Below are 18628 nucleotides of genomic sequence, written 5' to 3' on the forward strand. Positions count from 1 at the left end.
CAAAATTAATTGTACAGTCAAAACTTTACCTTAAAAGAGTGCGACAACTTCTAACTCTTGATAAAAAGAGGTGCATTTGCCACAGTAACCAAGAGTCTACTCTCCATGCTCCCATGGAGGATATTTCAGTTGATGATAAACTAGATATTGGCTGATGATATGTTAACCAATTAACGGGTAAATGACCGATGGGTGTTATGGAGGATAATTCAAACGTCAACTGTTCATATTGTAACCAATTTCCCTCTTTTCGCCAGCCTAAAAGTTCGCCAAATTTCTTTTCTGTTTCATAATCTTCTTGTCCTCCTATTTGACTCCAGATACTTTCTTGAATTGTAAAACCAAAGTAACCCTTACTATACTGTACCCAAAGTTGATCAATTGTCCTAATAGCTTGGCAGGAAAAATTTTTAATATCTTCTGGATAAACTTCATTCCAATAGCTTTTTCCCATCACTTTTAATAATAAGTCACTGGTTTCTAAATCAGCTTCTTTCCAATTTTTTTCTTTGAGTAAATTTCCCAATTTAGTATAATTAATCTGAATATTGTTGATTGTTTTATCAGAAAAAGAAATCTCTGACTTGCTTTTTGGTTGTTCTTGAGTTAACTTAGAATCTAAAGAGGTCAAAAACTCAGTTTTTGTTTGCCATAGTTTTTGTTTCGTTATAAATTGATTAGAAAGATAATTTGATAATTCTTCAATTGTTGGTTCTAAAGAAGTTAATTTATCAGGTAATTCAAAGTTAGTTACTTGTTGATTCAACAACTTAGAATTTAAACAAGCTTCTTTGATTTGTGTCGTTTTTTGATAACTGTTAATCATAAACTCGAAAAATAAATCTGAAAAATTATCTGATTGTTTTAAATTCGATTCATTAATTGTCAAGTCAAAGATATTATTAAATAACTCTTGAATTTCCGCAACAATACCATAAAATTCTTCATCAATTTTAATAGCTTGATCGATAAGTGTGTAAAAAGGATTAAAAAAATCCTGTAAATAATTGTTAAAATCTAGGGTATTTTGTGCTAAGTTAGCAATTTCTTGACGAACTTTTTCAGCTTTTTGTTTATAATTATTAATTTCTTCGTAAACTTCTAATTTTTCAAGAACTTTCTGAATAATCTGTTTTTGTTTTTTGGTATCTTCTCTTAAGTTTTCAATTCCATTACCGAGTAATTTTAGCTTTTCCAACATTAAAAAAGAAGTTTGACCTAAGAGTAGAGTTGCTTTCAAATTTTCTTGCTTTTCATAGTTGAGTTGATCGAGAATGATTGGATTATTTTTATTTTTTAACTCTAAGTTTATTCTCTCATAATCTAACATTTTTAGTTCTTGATATTTTTGGATTACGAATTGGTTCAAATTATCACTTAAAATCAACAAAAAATTATAATAGTAATTATGATATGTTTCTAAACAATTAGTTAAAAGAATATAATCTTGAATTAATAGTTTTAGTTCCGAAAATCTAGCTTGCTGAGTAATTTTTTCTTTTTTCTTAAGAATTTTGCCAAAATAATAATGACAACGAATACCTTGTCGAATCACTTGCCGCCGTTCTTTTATTTTTTGTTGAATTTTTTTTAATTGAGTGTTTTTCAGGACTGGTAATTTATATTTTTCTCCATAAATTTGAAGAGTCTTATAAGCAATTAAAGATGGTTTATGTTCATTTAACATAGTAAAAATTTGGTATAATTATTGATTATTTATGACTTTAACCCATTTTAAAATATTGGGGTTTTTATCATAACGGTAGGTAAACCCATCTTCAGCAACAATTGTTTTTCCTCGACTGGCTTTACTTCTAATGGTATTAAGGGCATATTTGCTTAATTGTTCCATTTCTTCGTGAGATAAACCTGTAGTTGTTTCTATTTTTAATGAATTTTCTCCGATTTCGGCAGCTTTTTTTTCCTTGGTTTCTATGTTTTTATTTGATAAAGATTTTTCCAGGGGTGTTTGTGATAGCTGATAATCTTTCATATCCACTAAATGCCAACTAGAATCTTCCGAAAGTTCTAAAACTTTGTGATGATAATTAAACAAACTTTCTCGATGTCCTACACTAATAAATGTCTTTCCTGTTTGTTGTAGTTGCGTGTATAAATTTGCTTCATTTTGTAAATCTAAAGCACTAGTTGCCTCATCTAAAATTATAAAATTAGAATTATTAACCAATAATCTAGCAAAAGCAAGGCGTTGTTGTTCTCCCAAAGATAAAATATTTTCCCAAGGTACTTCAGCTTCAAAACTTTCCACTTTGGTGACGATATTTTGAAGATTAACTTCTTCTAAAATCTCTGTTAGTTCTGATTCAGTTAAATAACGATTAGTTTTGGGATAAAGTAATTGTTCTCGCAGGTTTCCGAGAATAATATAAGGACGTTGGGGTAAAAATAACATATCCTCTAAAGAAGGTCGCAGTAAATCTCCGGTTCCGGAATTCCACAAACCAGCTATTGCCCGCAAAAGAGAACTTTTTCCTCTGCCACTCGGGCCAACAATTAATAACCCTTGTCCTGGTTCAACAGAAACAGACAAGTTTTCAACAATAACTTTTGCATAATCTGGTGTTTGCAAGGTAACATTTTCAAAAGCGATATGGTTTTCTTCGATAACGTTAATGGTACTAACATCTTTACGTTGCTTGCCAACTTTTTTTAAAGCATTGGATAAGCTATCAAACCGTTCAATATAACTAATAAATCTCCCTGAGTCTCCAACTTCATCTACTAAGGCGGCTAAAGCATTAGCAAAGGAATGACAAGCATAGCTGACTTGAGTAACTTCTCCAAAATCAATATCTCCTCTAATATAGATAGGAGCAACAATTAAAAAAGGAAAGATTTGAATAGTTGCTTGATATGCCCGCTTAAAAAGTTCTTGATTTTTTTCCCAATCAATCTTACTAAAAGTCTGATCAATTACCTCATTAAATCTTCGCTGAATAATATTTAATTCTTGGGTTTCTCCTCGGAAAAAGGCAATAGATTCTGCATGAGTCCGAACATGGGTTAAAGCATAATTATAATTCGCTTCAACTTCTAATTTTTCTTGATTAATTTTATTTAAGCGATCGCTTAGATAAACAGCTATTATATTACCCAGAATTGTACAAACAATAAGAATAATAGCAATGGTTTGGGAAATTGACCAGAGAATAACCATAAACACTACCATCTCCATAATTTTTTCTAAGCAGGTTGCCCCAAAGTTTATGATAGTTCTGGCAATAGGTTCAATTTCTTGAGCTAAACGTTGATCTGGGTTTTCAATCTCAGATTGAAAATTAATTTTATAATAGGCCCGATTGCTAAAATATTCCTGTAAAATATTTTTATTAATCCATTGATACCAATCTAGGGCGATTAACTTTCTAAAAAACTTAGAAAATCCAGTAAAAAAAATTACCCCTAAAAGAGTAAAAGAATACAGAATCAACATATTATTAAATACAGGTAAATTCTTTTCTTCAATAACATCGATTAAATCTCTAAAAATAAAGCTATTTAAAGCATTTAAAGCTACTAGGATGACTAAAAATACAACTAATAAAAATAACATTCCCCAAGCACGAATTATCTCGGAGAAAGCTCTATTTTCTGATTCCTTTGGATACCAATAAAGTTGAAGGAAAGACAATAGTTTAAGAAGAAAAGTATTATTAAAGGAAGTGTTAGCTTCCCTCTCCATATTGTCCATTAAATTTTCTGAGACTTGCATAGCACATTATTTAGCTTTTAAAGACAATTCCTATGTACTTTATTGAGCGAGTGTAGTCTTAGAGGTTTCCCCTATGAACAACTCGCGTTGATTTTAGGGATGTTTATACCCATTGCCCTATCCTCTTTTCGGTGGTCTACGGATTTGTCTGCGCCGCCAGTTCAACTGGACTTCGCTCTAAAGGCTGTTTGAATCCATCGTCGCGGGTGAGTCGCCTGACCATCCACAATATAACATAAAGCCGTCCTCAAAGGACGGGGTTTCTACTCAAGTTTTCGATGAGAATCTCAAATCGGCATAATGCGGCAATGATTTTGATGAAAAACCAATAATTCAGCAAACCCTATTTAATAGTTGATGAGCTTCTTTTAAGAGATTAGGAATTATCATTTGATGAGGACTATTTTTTAGATAAGGTATTAAATCAAACTGAGATAATTTTTCGGCTGTATTGCCAGGAAACCAAGGATCTTGGGTTTTTAAGTGATTATAACGTCTTTGGGCATATTCCAACATATCATAAGCAATAGCTAAGTTTCTTAACCATAAAATAATAGGAATATTGATTTGACCAGGAGTGTCTTCATAGGAAGGTAAACCAACATACCAACTATTAACCCAATCTTCTCCTAATTGGGTGATCGCTTCTGTTTGCAAACGATTTAAAATAGGTAGTAAAATGTTGTCAGCTTCTGCTAAAAGTCCCAAAACATTAAGGTGTTCATCAAAATCTGATGGTTGAGCAGCCCCTAAACTTAAGGTATGAACTTGAGAATGACTTAAACAAAATAGATCATTAAACAACATTGGACTCAAAGGATCACAAAGATTAACTAATTTTTGTGGCGGTTTATAAAGCATTCCACCTTTATCAGAGGGACTAATAATAAAGACTCCTAGATCATAACGATTTGCTGTTTCTATAGCTGGCCAATTAAACTGATTAATGTAATACCAATGCAAATTGACATAATCGAATTGATTAGTTTGAATTGTTTTTATTATTAAATTTGTTGGGCCATGGCTAGAAAAACCTCGAAAACGAACTTTCCCCTCTGCTTGTAATTGTTTGATCACATCAACACAACCTTGAGGACGAATACTATCACGAAGTTGCTGCTCATTATTAATCCCATGTATGGTTAAAAAATCCACATAATCTAACCCTAAATGAACTAAAGATTGCTCAAATAAATGGCGAAACTTTTGGGGATCAGATTGAGGCATTACTTTAGTTTGTACCAGTATTTCTTGACGAGGCAGTTGAGGAAAAATCTCCCCTAACTGCATTTCTGAAGTGCCATAAATTCGAGCTGTTTCGAGATGATTAATTCCCACTGCTAAGGAACGATGAATCGTTGCTATAACATTGTTTTGATTATCTTGAGGAATTTTCTCTCTGGGATATTCTTTAAACTCATCATAAATGAAACGAACTCCTCCACAAGAAAAGATGGGTATTTGTATCTCTGTACGTCCAAATCTACGATATTGCATTTTACTTTAAAAATAATGTATTAGGAACAATAAAATCGGATGTTAGAATGATTAAAGATTCTTTTAATGTTTCTCTAATCTCGTTTATATCCTTTGTTGTCAACTCAACTTGTTGCTCCCTGAGATTCATTTTTGATAAAACTGTATCAGCTTGTGAATCTTTCTGCAATACTTCAAAGACTTGACTTAAATTATTCGTCGGTATATCACAATATTTTAATATTTCTAAGACAGTTTGTTGGGAATCAGCTTTTAAGTCTTCAAAACGAATAGCAATAGAAGAAGGAAACTGTTTTTCTAGCAATAAATAACGTTCCATTACAGATAACCATAAAAGAGTTAAAATTTTTACATAAGATAAAGGTTTATCCTTCCTATAATTAGCAATTAAAGGACTAATTTGACTAGCTTCTTTGTCCATTTCTAGTAATGAGTCAATTTGCTCAGGAATTTTTCCTAAAGAAGCACGAAAAGCTGAGTCCATCCAACTTTCTATGTCCCGATATAAGAAGATTATTTTTGCTTCAGGAAAGTTCTGTAAGATTAAGTCGGCAATTTCAATTCCATAACTTCTAAATTTAATTACCTGTGTCGATGTCTGACCTGATTTACAAAATAATTTCGTGCAATTTTCAACTAATTGACTAATTTGACCGTCATTACTTCCATCCCATTGTCGCATAATGACCAGTTGATCATATACTCCTGGTTCTGAAAAACTGACGGTATTTTCTAGTTGATTGAAAACAGAATTAAGGAGGGTTGAACCGCAACGCCCCACTGAATAAATCAGGATCAGTTTTTGGGGTTTTTCTCTCTCTTGTGCTATTTTTGATAAGTCATCAAAAGTTATGACAATTAATCGCTGTGCATGATTATACTGTGCTTGATAAAAGAAAGGAAATTGATAAAGATCAATACCGGGATTAGTTTCAACAAAAATAGCTAATTTTTCTGAGAAATCAAGACAATATAAATTAATATTAGGCTGATGAATAATAAGATTGATATCTATCCATTTTTCTTCTTCATAGTCAAAATCTTCTAGACAAGGAATTCCTAAAGAATGAGGTTTGTTTTTTCTGTTAATTTTCAAAATTTTAGCTTGTATTGTCATAATTTTAATCCAATAATTTAAAGAAAATAAAATAAGCTGCTGAGTTTAATCCATTCTTTTTTGTCAGCTATATTTATTGACTATTACCACATTTTTTTATTGATTCTCAACCGTGAATTATAAAGTCAAATTGTATAACCAAACAGTTGAATTTCCTTCTCAAATAATTGAGAAATTTTTTTTATTTCTTCTTTGGTTAATGTGGTTGTAGAAGTTTTTTTATCTTGACGATATTGTCCTTTGGCTTTCGGAAGTAATAGCATTTCAGGGAGATTAAGCTGTAAACGAATATTTTCTATTTCTTGCTCTAAATTTTCATATAAATAAACTTGATCAACAACAATTTCCTTGTCAATGGTATAAATATCAAAACCCCATTTTCGTAAACCAAAAATCAAATCAGAATTGATAAAATCTGATAAAGTCATCTTTTCATCCTTTTCAGGCAAATAACTAATGTAATGATAATATAATGATATTATGCGATCGTAAGGGTTTCTTTCAAAGCAAAACTTAAAATATTCATACCAAATTTCATCGTTTAACCAATTTTTTATCTCCCTGGCTGATATATGATTATAAAATACAATTGACTGTGGCTTTTTAAAGATCCTGGTATCAGTAGTAGTCAATAAAACTTCATAATTTTGGGGACCTGGATAACCCAATTTTTTTCTAATTACTTCGTCTTCTCTTGAAATGGGAGTGATAATATCATTTTTACCACAAAACTTAGAAAGGGCAATTTCCATGCTAGTTCCTGCAGTTTTTGAGGTTTTAAAGAAGATAAATTTATATTTGTGGGAAATAATCACAAGAATTTTTGAGAATAACACCAATGGAAATAAGTGGAAGAAATACTAGTTACTGTATTTTTACTTAATACAAACACCGAAAATTAGCATTTTTAATTCCTTTTAAAGAATATATCATACAAAGAAGAATATTAATCTATTAATATTTACTTTTCTTTATGTAGATTAAATTTTCCTGAATTTTGGAGTTTAAATACTTATTCTTAGGTACTATAGGCTAATAATTGTCATTAGACCCCTGATAAGACGTGAAAATTGCTTTTTTTGATTATATTTGGACTCTGGCTGAACCGCCAAAATTTGGCTCAGGCATTTTATGCTATCAGTTAGCTCTTCGTCTTGCTTGCTCTAATGATGTCATTTTTTATGGGTCAAAATCTTCCGAACATAAAGAGTTAGAATATTTTGAAGATGGTATTACTTATCAGAGAATTCCAACTAACTTGATTGATAAAATATTAGGTTGGTTACGAGTGTTAGATGAGTGGAAAATTTTACCCAAAAAGCGTCCTTTTTATGCTTCAATTTTATGTGATTTTAGATATTATTGGCAGATCGCTAAAAACTTACAATTACAAAATTGTGATATTATCCAAATAAATTTTACGTTTCACATTGCCCCTCTAATTCGTGCGTTAAATCCTCAGGCAAAAATAGTTGTTTATTTACAAACTGAGTGGTTAACTCAACTTGATCATCAGATGGTTGAACGGCAATTACAAGGAGTAAATATGGTCATTGGTTGTAGTGATTATATCACTAATAAAATTCGTAATCAATTTCCTAATATTCCTTGTGAAACAGTTTACAATGGAGTAGATATTAATCATTTTAATGTTAATCCTGATATCAAAAAAAATAATGATATTGTCACCCTACTTTTTGTGGGTAGAGTCTCACCAGAAAAAGGAATACATATTTTACTAGAAGCTTTTAATAAAGTAATAGAAAAATATCCCCAAGTTCAGCTAAAAATTGTGGGACCTGAAGGAAAAGATGGGGTATTACCATTACAAATGCTGGATACAGAAGAATTATACACACAAAATCTTATCCCTTTTTATACGGGAAAATATAGTCAGCAATTACGAGAAATTATTTCTGTTAATGCTTCTAGTTCAGTTTTTTTTGTCGGCCCTGTTGAACAACTCGATTTAGTTAAATATTATCAAGAGGCCGACATTTTTGTATTTCCCTCAGTTTGGAATGAACCTTTTGGAATCCCATTAATTGAAGCAATGGCGATGGAATTACCTGTTGTGGCCACTTATAGCGGTGCTTTTCCAGAAATTGTTGAAGAACAAAAAACAGGCTTGTTAGTTGAACGTGCTAACCCTAATGCTTTAGCTAACGCCATTTTACAACTTCTTGATAATAAAAACATTCGTCACACTATGGGAAAAGCTGGACGCAATAAGGTAGTTAAACAATTTACCTGGGAAAAAATTAGTGAAAATCTATTAAGTAAGTACACTAATGTTAACCCATCTATTTCTAACGAATTCTGTTAAATCAACTTTTCAGTTTTGGATGAAGTTAATTCAACTAGTGCATCAACTAATTCTGATTACTGTATATGTGTAGATGTTTAGCTTCCCATTCTTGGTAATAATCTTTAACAGAAATGGAGGAATATTTACGGGGATTATCCTCACTAACACACTTTTCAAAGCAGCGAATTTCAGCATCATCATTAGGACTTACTTTAAAAGCAAGTGAGTACCGAGATTGATGTTTATAAAATTCTTCTTCGGGAATAGAAACTTTATGCAATGTAGAATAAAGTTGATCATTTGTCCATCGTTGAATTAGGTCTTCCATAATGACAACTACTGTACCTGGAATAGAGGAAACGGGAATCCATTGCTGTTGTCTTGTACATATTTCTAGACCTTTAGCTTCATCTTGAAATATTAAGCCAAATGTTCCGGCTCCAGTATGGGGTTTAAACCTAAATTTATTCGGTTCTGGAGAATTATTAATAGGTGGATAATGAAGTAAAGCTCCGTGGCAATTTTTGTCAGAAATTAAATCGGTTAAATCTGTTGGTAAAAGTTGCAAACTCATGGCCAATGCTTGAAATAAATTCCATGATAAATCTTCACAGCCTTGGAAAAATTCCATCACAGTGTCACGAAAACCTGGTAAATTTTCCGGCCACTGACTGATAGGGTGACGTTTTTCAGCAGCATAATTGAATATTTCTTGAGTTCTTGAGTTATTTCTATAATATCCAATACTTGGTTCTTTTGGATTGAGTGCCAATTGCATTTTTTCCTCTAGAGGTAAATCAAAAAAAGCCTTTGATTCGGCAAAAACTTGAGCCACTAAATCGGTCGAAAAGCCATAATTTTTCAGATATAAACAACCTACGTCAGCTAGAGCAGCATAAAATTGTTGAGCTACTGTTTTTTTCTCCAGTGGGTTCCCTTCTAAAAAGGGCTGAAAGTCAATAATCGGAATCATTTGATTCATTTACAATTAAACCTTATAATTTCCTAAATTAAGCGAAAAAATCTTAACCAAAAACTGTTGAATCAACTTTTAGGCTTTGAATTAAATTGATTCGACTAGCTCATCAACTAATTCTGATCACTGTAGATATTTTCATGTTTAGCCTCCCATTCTTGGTAGTAATTTTCTACAGAAATGGGGGGATATTTACAGGGATTATCTTTACTAATACAGGTTTCAACACAGCGAATTTGTGCATCATTATTTGGAGTAATTTTAAAGGCAATTGAGTACCGAGAACGGGCTTTATAAAAATCCTCTTCAGGAATAGATACTTGATGCAATGTAGAATACAGTTTGTCGTTTGTCCAGCGTTGAATTAAGTCTTCCATAATGACAACAACTGTCCCGTGTATTGGAGGAACAGGCATCCATTCTCCTTGATGAGGACAAATTTCTAAGCCCTTACCATCATCTTGAAAGATCAAGCCAAAAGTTCCTGAACCGTAGTGGGGTTTAGCGCGGGTTTGATTGCGTTTAACAGGTTCGGTTAAAGGTAAATAATGGGCGAAAAAAGAATAACAGTTGCCATCTGAAAGAACATCAGAAAATACCGTTTCTGGTACCTTTAAAGCTAAAGCTAGAGCTTGGAATAATTTTTGGGACATGGTGTAACATTCGTCAAAAAGTTGAGTACAAGTTTTACGAAACTTTGGCAGACTAGCTGGCCATTGATTAATCCAATTATTTTTATTAATTTCAGGACCATAGTGAAACACTTCTCGAAAATCCTTTCCCTCCTCATCTGTAGCTTTCTCATAACCTGGACTCATTTTCTTCATAGCAATTTCTGCTTTTTCTTCAAGGGGGAGATCAAAAAAAGCCTTAGATTGAGCAAAAGCTTGATCCACTAAATCTGTCGAAAAGCCATAATTTTTCAGGTATAAACAGCCAACTTCAGCTAGAGCATCATAAAATTTTTGTGCCACTGCTTCCTTGTCCTGTAAATTACCGTTGATAAAAGGCTCAAAGTCAATAATGGGAATGGTTTTATTCACTGGAACTTAAGTTTTATTATTTTTTGTGGACATTTAACACCTTAAAATAAAAGCTCTCACAGCGCAAGTAAGTTTTGTTATCATCTTGAAAAGACCTACTAGAGCAGAATTATAGCTAATTACCGACCAGTTTGTGAGCAATGGGGGCAACACAGGAAAAAAATATTGTGCAAGATTCCTCTTTGTGATATGCTCAACTTGAGTTCAAAGAAAACTAAGCATTTCAAAGTTGAACCCAAAAAATAAACAATTATTGTAATTAAGAGAAAGTGAAGGATGGATGATGTAACCAAACCGTCGAAGGACATGGGACTTGTTCCAGAAGAGCTTTACAAGAAGGCCAAAGAATTAGGGATAAGTTTAGACGAGTTTACTGAAAAACTTGCCTCTCTCGGATTACCTGGGGTTATCTTGGTGATTGCTGTTTATACCTCTGGAAGTATGGGATCTGCTGCAGTTATTGCTGCTCTGACTACTTTAGGCGGTCCGTTCGGTATTGTGGGCGGGTTGGGAGTCTTAGGGTTAATGACAGTGGTTGGCGATGTAATCACCACCTATGGCATTGAAACTTTTTTATCTGCCATTTATATAGAGCGTCACAAGAAGGAAAATCTTTCGCAATTGGAAAAGGAAATTGAAGATTTACCTCTTACTGATGCTTTAAAACTTAAATTGAAAAAAGTCATCAAAAAAGAGGAGCCTAATGATTCTCCTAAAGTAATTGAAATCATCGAAGATTAGTTTCAAGAATTACATTACAATTCTATGAGCCAAATTACTCCTATAGCAAGTTCGCAGACTGTTTTCTCCGAGGATGTGGACAAGCAACTCAGGGCTTTCGGCATTTCTCCTGAAGAACTTTCTCAACAGTTTACTTCTCTTGATTTATCGTTAGATGAGGTAGCTAAAAAGATCGCATCCATTGGTATCCCTAGCATTATTCTTGTGGCCCTTGTCACTAATTTTGGGGGAACACCCTTAGTCACGACCCTTGCTACTTCTCTAGCTGGGACTATTGGTGTTATTGGGGACTCCATGACTGGCTACGGAATCGAAATCATCTTAGTCGCCTTTTATTTAGAACGTCTCAAAAGTCAATCTTTGGAAGAACTGGTAAAGGAAATTGATTTTTTACCTTTAACAGATGCTCTAAAAAGTAAACTCAGAGACCGACTAAATAAAGAGGAAATTCCGAGAGTTGAAAAAACAATTACCATTGTTCAAGACTAATTTAGGTCAACCTAAAATAACTTATTTGCTAACTCAAAAAGGATTAAGAACTTATGGAGTTTCAACCCGATGACTGAGCAAAACCAGGAATATGTACTAAAATTTGATGGAGTAGATGATTATATTGAATTATCTCAAATTTTTTCTGGTTTTGAAACAGGAATCACCCTTGAGTTTTTAGCAAAAGGAAAAAGCGGATTAACTCAACAGACAACCATTGTTGAAGGTTATAATTCTCAAAATGAAAGAGTTATAAACGTCCATTTACCCTATTATAAAAAAGGAACAGGTGGTTGTGTTTCTTGGGAAGTAGTCCATGAAAATGGGGTTGATCGAATCGAAAAAAAACTAAACATTAGAGAGTATAAAATCTGGACTTATTGGACGTTTGTGAAGGATTTGTCTCTTGCTCAAATGTCGATTTATCAAAATGGAAGGCTCTGGCATCAAGCGGATGAAATGTATCAACCTTTAACAAATATTCAAAAATTAGTGATTGGCTCTTCTGTCAATGGCTCTGAGTTTTGGAAAGGGCATCTTTCGGAATTTCGTATCTGGAATAGAGCTTGTACTGAAGCAGAAATAAAAGAAGATCGTAATGAACGTTTAGTAGGCAATGAGCCAGGCTTATCGGTTTATTTACCTTTAAATGGAGATACATCAGATCACAGTGGAAATGGTAATCATGCCATTGTTTATGGAGCCAGTTGGATGGAGCGAAAAATTCCCCTTAAAGTTGAACAATTACCTGATGAAGAAACTGATAAAGTAACTCCATCCATTCAACAATCATCTGAAGTAGAAACAGAAGAAATTACTCAGTTAATTGAGTTATCATCTGAAGTAGAAACAGAAGAAATTACTCAGTTAATTGAGTTATCATCTGAAATAGAAACAGAAGAAATTACTCGGTCAATTGAGTTATCATCTGAAATAGAAACAGAAGAAATTACTCGGTCAATTGAGTTATCATCTGAGGTAGAAATGGAAGAAACGAGTCCATCAGTGGACTCGGTGAAAACATTATCGAACTCACAAAATCAACAAATTACTCAAGCAATTAATTCTATGAATCAGAAAAAAAGATTAGTCGTCTGCTGTGATGGAACTTGGAATGAATTGACGAATTCCTATCCTAGCAATGTGCTTAAATTTGCACGGTTAGTTAAGTATATGGCTGAAGATAAAACCCCTCAACTGGTCTTTTATTTGCCAGGGTTAGGCACAGAAGACGGTAATGCTATTGAACAACTAGGAGGGGGGGCATTTGGATGGGGAATTGATGAAACCATCAAACAAGCCTACGGATTATTATGTATGAATTATGATGAAACCGCCCAAGACGAAATATATCTTGTGGGGTTTAGTCGTGGTGCTTATATTGCCCGTTGTTTAGCAGCAATGATTTATAACTGTGGCTTATTAAGACGTTCCAAGATTAAAGAAATCCCTAAAGCCTATGAATTGTATCGGAATGCTAAAATTAAGCCCGATGATCCAGAACTACAAAAATTTCGTCAAAGTAACGCCCAAAAAATAGATAATCAAGAAAGTTACTTAAATTATCGTGTTCCTATCAAAATGCTCGGTTGTTGGGATACTGTTGGGGCTTTAGGTATGCCTGATATAATTCCTTGGCTACCGATTGAAAAATTTTTGAATCAAAAATATGAGTTTTTGGACGCTAGTTTAAGTCCTATTATTGACAACGCTTTTCATGCCGTTGCCATTGACGAAAAACGGAAATCTTTTCCTTCTACTCCGATGATTCCTAGTCAGGAAAATCCTCAGCAAAAAGTCGAAGAAGTTTGGTTTGCTGGAACCCATGGATGCCTAGGCGGGGGGACAAAAGAATATCGAGGGTTATCTGATTATCCCTTACAATGGATGCTCAATAAAGCACAGACATTGGGATTAGAATTTTATTCAACAGAAAATGATGAAGAGGACTTTCAAATTCAACCGAACCCCATGACGAAGTTTGATAACAGTGTAACGGGAATTTATGCTTTAGGTGGAGAAGAATGGAGAAAGATAGACTCATCTCAGGTTTTTATTCATCACAGTGTGGTAGAAAGATTGAAATCTTCTGCTGAATATCGTCCCGAAAATCTCAAGCCTTTACTCAAAGGTTTACTCCCGTCTGACAGCGATAAAGAAGAAGAAAAAGCCGAGAAATCTTAAAGGGTTGAAAAGTTAAATTTGAGCTTAGTTTGGTAGTTATATCTATTGGAGCATCCAGAACAGATTATTATCGATTTCAGAGACAAAACAATCAACCTTTTTTTAAGTATTTAGGAACAATTATCTCCATTATACTGATAGTTATTAGCGTATGTTAATCCAGCCAAAAAAGCCACAGTTAGATCATCAGGCAATTGTCAAGATATTGTTATCTAATCCCTTAGTAGAAGATTGTTATTTACTAATGTGCGATGACGAATTAATTGCCTATATTGTTTATGCTGGAATCTGGAATTCTGAACAATTATCTACTGATTTACAAGCCAAATTACCAAATTATTTATTACCAAATCATTATGTACCTGTTTCTTGTATTCCTTTAACAGAAATCGGTCAGGTTGATGAAATTGCCCTGAAAAGTATAGAAATTATTGATAATTATTTAATTGAATATACTGAAAAAGAACTAAAATGTTTACCTGAAATTGATCAGGCTGCAGTTTTAATTACACCCCAAACAAATAACATTTTGCCTCTACATTTATCGGATATACTTCCCCAAAAAGAGACAAAAGAGATTAATGAAAAGACTAAAATTGTTGAAAATAAAAGTAATCAACAGGATAATTTTTACCCTTCTAAACTTGCAATTAGTCATGGGAAAAGTTTGCTAAAATCGGTTTCAAACCCTAAAATTTTAGGAGAAGTCTTACAGAAACAAGCAAGAGAAAATCAGCAGAAAGGAATTATCTATATTAAGTCCAATGGGCAGGAAATTTTTCAATCCTATCAACAACTCTGGGATGAAGCACAAAGAATACACACAGGCCTTAAAAAATAGTGGTTTAACAGTTCAAGATAAAGTTATTTTCCAATTATCAGAAACCAGTGATATTATTGCCGCATTTTGGGGTTGTATTTTATGCGGGGTTATTCCAGTAATTTTAGCCGTTCCTCCTAGCTATGAAAATATTAGTAATGACATTAACAAAATTTGTCAGGTATGGGAATTACTAGAACATCCTTTAATTATTACTAATGAATTTTGTAAATCCGAAGTGAAAACATTAGAAAAATGGCTATCTAACCAAACTTTAAATATTAAATTAATTGAAGAATTAAAAGCTTATTCTCCCCAAGAATATTATTATATTAATCAACCAGAGGATATCGCATTTTTTAGCCTTACATCTGGTAGTACAGGAATGTCTAAATGTATACCTTTAACCCATAAAAATCTCCTTTCTCGTGGTCGAGGAACTAACGAATTATGCGGTTATAGTAAGGATGATATTATTCTTAACTGGCTACCTTTTGACCATATTGGCAGTATTTCTGAATTTCATATTCGCTGTGTTGATTTAGGCTGTGATATGGTTTATGTGGAAACAGACTATATTCTTAGTCGTCCTTTGAATTGGCTAGATTTAATTAATCAATATCGTATCACAAATAGTTGGTCTCCTAATTTTGCCTATACCCTGATTAATGAAGCTTTAAAAAAAGAACCTTCTCAAAATTGGAATTTAAGCTGCGTTAAGTTTGTTTTAACAGCAGGTGAAGCAGTTTCTGATACAACAGTTGAGGAATTTATTAACAAACTTCATAATCAATATAAATTTAAAAAAACTGCGGTTCGTCCTGCTTTTGGTATGGCAGAAATGGGTTCAGGAATCACTTATTATCAAGGTACTGAAGAACATCCCTTATTGTTTCATACCATTGATAAATTTTCTTTAAATCAAACCTTAAAACGAGTTCATCCAGAACATCCCAATGGGACAACATTTACCGATTTAGGATTGCCCATTTCAGGCATTTCTATTAGAATTGTTAATCAAGATAATGTTTTATTACCAGAAGATACCATCGGTCATTTACAGGTTAAAGGAGATGCCGTATCACCAGGGTATTATAAAAACCCCGAAGCCAATAAAAAAGCCTTCTTAAAAGACGGTTGGTTTGACACAGGAGATTTAGGTTTTATTAAAGATGGACACCTTATTATTACAGGAAGAAGTAAAGAAACCATTATTATTAATGGAGTTAATTATTATAGCCACGAAATTGAAACTGTTGTCGATACAATAGAAGTGGTAGAAGCATCTTACACAGCAGCTTGTGCAGTTAAAGAAGATAATAGTCAAACTGATAAATTAGCTTTATTTTTTAGTACGCAACTTGTCACTTCAGAAGAATTAAAGAATTTACTGAAAAAAATCAGACAAAAAGTTATTAATAATTTTGGAATTAATCCAGACTATTTAATTCCTTTAAATAAAAAAGAAATCCCTAAAACCTCTATTGGGAAAACTCAGAGATCTCAATTAATCGAACGGTTCAGACAAGGAGAATTTAAAGATATTATAAAAGAAATAGATATTCTCTTAGAAAATAACCAGACTATTCCTGATTGGTTTTATCGTAAAGTTTGGCAAGAAAAAAAAATCTTTCATCTCAAGCAAAATCTACCCAATGGGCATACTTTGATTTTTCTTGATCAGTTAGGATTAGGAGAATTTTTAGCCAAACAATTACAAGAAAAAAACTTACCTTATATCACCATTCTAGCAGGAAAAAATTATACTCAATTAAACAGTAATTCTTATACAATTAATCCCACAGAATCCGACCACTATCTAAGTTTAATTACCTCTTTAGCTCAACAAAATCATCCCATTAGCAATATTATTCATCTCTGGACTTATCAAACTTATCAAGGAGAAATTGATTGTTCAGAACAACTAGAAAAAGCTCAAGAAGAAGGTATTTATAGTTTATTATTCATTGTTCAAGCATTAGCTAAAAATCAATATTTTGCAAAACAATACATTGATGAAAAGATTCAGTTGCTATTTATTTCAAGTGATAGTCAATGGGTTGATAATCATGAGAAAATAGCATATGAAAAGTCTCCTGTTTTGGGATTAAATAAAACAATTTCTCAAGAATTTTCTTGGATTAATAGTCGCCATATTGACTTACCTGTAGACGGAATTACACTCAATAGTAAGTTGATTTTAGAAGAATTATTAACTTTATCTAAAGAAAAAGAAATAGCTTACAGACAAGGAAAGCGGTTAGTAAAAGGGTTAGAAAAAGTTGAATTTTCTCAAAAAAATGCACAAAAAATTCCCTTTGAACAAGGAGGAATTTATTTAATTACTGGAGGTTTAGGCGGTATTGGTATAGAAATTTCTCAGTATCTACTTAAAAATTATAACGCTCGTTTACTATTGCTAGGAACAACTATTTTACCGGATAAAAAAGATTGGAATGAGTTCATCAAAAAAGAAGATAAGTATAGTCAAAAAATAAAACATCTTCAAACTTTAGAGAAACTGGGAGGAGAAGTCATTTATAAAGCAGTAGATATAGGTAACTTAACTCAGTTAGAAAAAGCTGTCAACGAGGCACAAAATAAATGGCAAAGTAAACTCAATGGGGTCATTCATCTGGCTGGAATTTATCAAGAAAAATTAATAATTGAGCAGACAAAACAAAATTTATCAGAACTACTTCGTCCCAAAGTCTTAGGTACTTGGAACTTACATCAACTGATGAAAAAAGAGCGAGTCATGTTTATTAGTTTTTCCTCTTTAGCTAGTTTTTTCGGAGGTGCAACCCTTAGTGGTTATACTGCAGCTAATCGTTTTCTCGAACATTTAAACGACTATCAACAAGCAACAAATGTATATCCCAGTTATTGTTATAGTTGGACTTCTTGGCAAGAAACAGGGATGAGTCAAGGAAAATATACAGTTCGTTCCCAAGGCTATTATAGTGTAACGGTACAGCAAGGATTAAATTCATTTTTAGCTAGTTTATACCATCATCACAAACAATTAATGATTGGTTTAGACGGAAATAAACCTAAAATTAAGCCTTATATATCTTTGTTTGAAAGGTTAGAAAAATTAACTGCTTACTACTCCCTTAAACCGTCTTCTAACGCGCTTAAATTGCCTAGTAAATTATATCTAAAAGATCGCTTTGCAACTTCTTATAGCTGTCAATTATTTCTTAAAAAATCTTTTCCTTTAAATAGTTATGGTCGAATTGATAAAGATATTTTACTTCAAGAAATCACAGGAAAAAATGATAAAGAATGGATAATACCTAGAAATGACACCGAAACAAAAATAGCTCAAATTTGGCAAGAAATATTAAATATACAAAAAATTAGCATTCACGACAATTTCTTTGAACTAGGAGGTCATTCTCTTCTAGCAAGTCAAGTTATTTCTCGATTACATAATACTTTTTCCGTACATCTCTCCTTAAAAAATCTCTTAGACTATCCAACTATTGCCAACTTAGGTCAAATAATTGAGGTGCTAAAAATGACACAGAATGCCAAAATTTTGTTAAGAAAAACAGAAAAAGATTATGAAGAAGGAGAATTATGATATTATTTCATATAACGTTTCTTGGACTTATGAGGTATATCTTAATTTATTCCTTATTTTCTGTTCCCCAAAACGAGAAAACTTTCTAACTAACAAGTAGGAGGATTGCTAAAAAACTTATTATTCATAAT

The 18628-nt window shown here is 32.7% G+C and carries 13 protein-coding genes; 6 read left to right on the forward strand and 7 right to left on the reverse strand.

The features are described 5' to 3' along the window. Positions 1-25: 25 nt before the first annotated feature. From AsFPU1_RS08430 to AsFPU1_RS08450, 5 genes are all read right to left on the reverse strand, one after another. A complete protein-coding gene (locus AsFPU1_RS08430) occupies positions 26-1687 on the reverse strand; it encodes a GUN4 domain-containing protein (RefSeq protein WP_124971688.1) in 1662 nt (553 codons plus the stop codon). An 18-nt stretch (positions 1688-1705) separates the two neighbouring features. Further along, a complete protein-coding gene (locus AsFPU1_RS08435) occupies positions 1706-3733 on the reverse strand; it encodes an ABC transporter ATP-binding protein/permease (protein WP_124971690.1) in 2028 nt (675 codons plus the stop codon). Between the two features lie 333 nt (positions 3734-4066). Next, complete coding sequence (locus AsFPU1_RS08440) at positions 4067-5230, reverse strand: aldo/keto reductase (protein ID WP_124971692.1); 1164 nt, start codon at positions 5228-5230, stop codon at positions 4067-4069. Position 5231: 1 nt separating this feature from the next. Next, positions 5232-6347, reverse strand: a complete 1116-nt coding sequence (locus AsFPU1_RS08445) for a sulfotransferase domain-containing protein (protein ID WP_124971694.1) — start codon at positions 6345-6347, stop codon at positions 5232-5234. Between the two features lie 125 nt (positions 6348-6472). Further along, positions 6473-7099: a sulfotransferase family 2 domain-containing protein gene (locus tag AsFPU1_RS08450; RefSeq protein WP_438357498.1), complete on the reverse strand. Its 627-nt coding sequence runs from the start codon at positions 7097-7099 to the stop codon at positions 6473-6475. Positions 7100-7410: 311 nt separating this feature from the next. Between AsFPU1_RS08450 and AsFPU1_RS08455 the strand changes: the two genes are divergently transcribed. Then, positions 7411-8673, forward strand: coding sequence for a glycosyltransferase family 4 protein (locus AsFPU1_RS08455; RefSeq protein WP_124971698.1), 1263 nt, complete (start codon positions 7411-7413; stop codon positions 8671-8673). Positions 8674-8719: 46 nt separating this feature from the next. On the opposite strand, the gene AsFPU1_RS08460 is transcribed toward AsFPU1_RS08455, so the two are convergent. Beyond that, positions 8720-9637, reverse strand: a complete 918-nt coding sequence (locus AsFPU1_RS08460) for an isopenicillin N synthase family dioxygenase (RefSeq protein ID WP_124971699.1) — start codon at positions 9635-9637, stop codon at positions 8720-8722. 107 nt (positions 9638-9744) lie between these two features. Then, positions 9745-10674, reverse strand: coding sequence for an isopenicillin N synthase family dioxygenase (locus tag AsFPU1_RS08465; protein ID WP_124971701.1), 930 nt, complete (start codon positions 10672-10674; stop codon positions 9745-9747). 276 nt (positions 10675-10950) lie between these two features. On the opposite strand from AsFPU1_RS08465, the gene AsFPU1_RS08470 reads away from it, so the two are divergent. From AsFPU1_RS08470 to AsFPU1_RS08485, 5 genes are all read left to right on the forward strand, one after another. Next, positions 10951-11415 (forward strand): hypothetical protein, encoded by a 465-nt coding sequence (locus AsFPU1_RS08470; RefSeq protein ID WP_124971703.1) that lies wholly within the window; start codon positions 10951-10953, stop codon positions 11413-11415. A 24-nt stretch (positions 11416-11439) separates the two neighbouring features. Then, complete coding sequence (locus tag AsFPU1_RS08475; protein ID WP_124971705.1) at positions 11440-11904, forward strand: hypothetical protein; 465 nt, start codon at positions 11440-11442, stop codon at positions 11902-11904. A gap of 69 nt (positions 11905-11973) precedes the next feature. Further along, positions 11974-14088 (forward strand): phospholipase effector Tle1 domain-containing protein, encoded by a 2115-nt coding sequence (locus AsFPU1_RS08480; RefSeq protein ID WP_124971707.1) that lies wholly within the window; start codon positions 11974-11976, stop codon positions 14086-14088. A 151-nt stretch (positions 14089-14239) separates the two neighbouring features. Continuing rightward, entirely contained in the window at positions 14240-14929 is a 690-nt protein-coding gene (locus tag AsFPU1_RS23370; RefSeq protein ID WP_305765114.1) for a hypothetical protein, read from the forward strand. After that, a complete protein-coding gene (locus AsFPU1_RS08485; RefSeq protein WP_305765115.1) occupies positions 14892-18497 on the forward strand; it encodes an SDR family NAD(P)-dependent oxidoreductase in 3606 nt (1201 codons plus the stop codon). Before AsFPU1_RS23370 ends, AsFPU1_RS08485 begins: the two co-directional genes overlap by 38 nt. Positions 18498-18628 lie beyond the last annotated feature (131 nt).

The organism is Aphanothece sacrum FPU1 (assembly GCF_003864295.1).
GTDB classification, from domain to species: domain Bacteria; phylum Cyanobacteriota; class Cyanobacteriia; order Cyanobacteriales; family Microcystaceae; genus Aphanothece_B; species Aphanothece_B sacrum.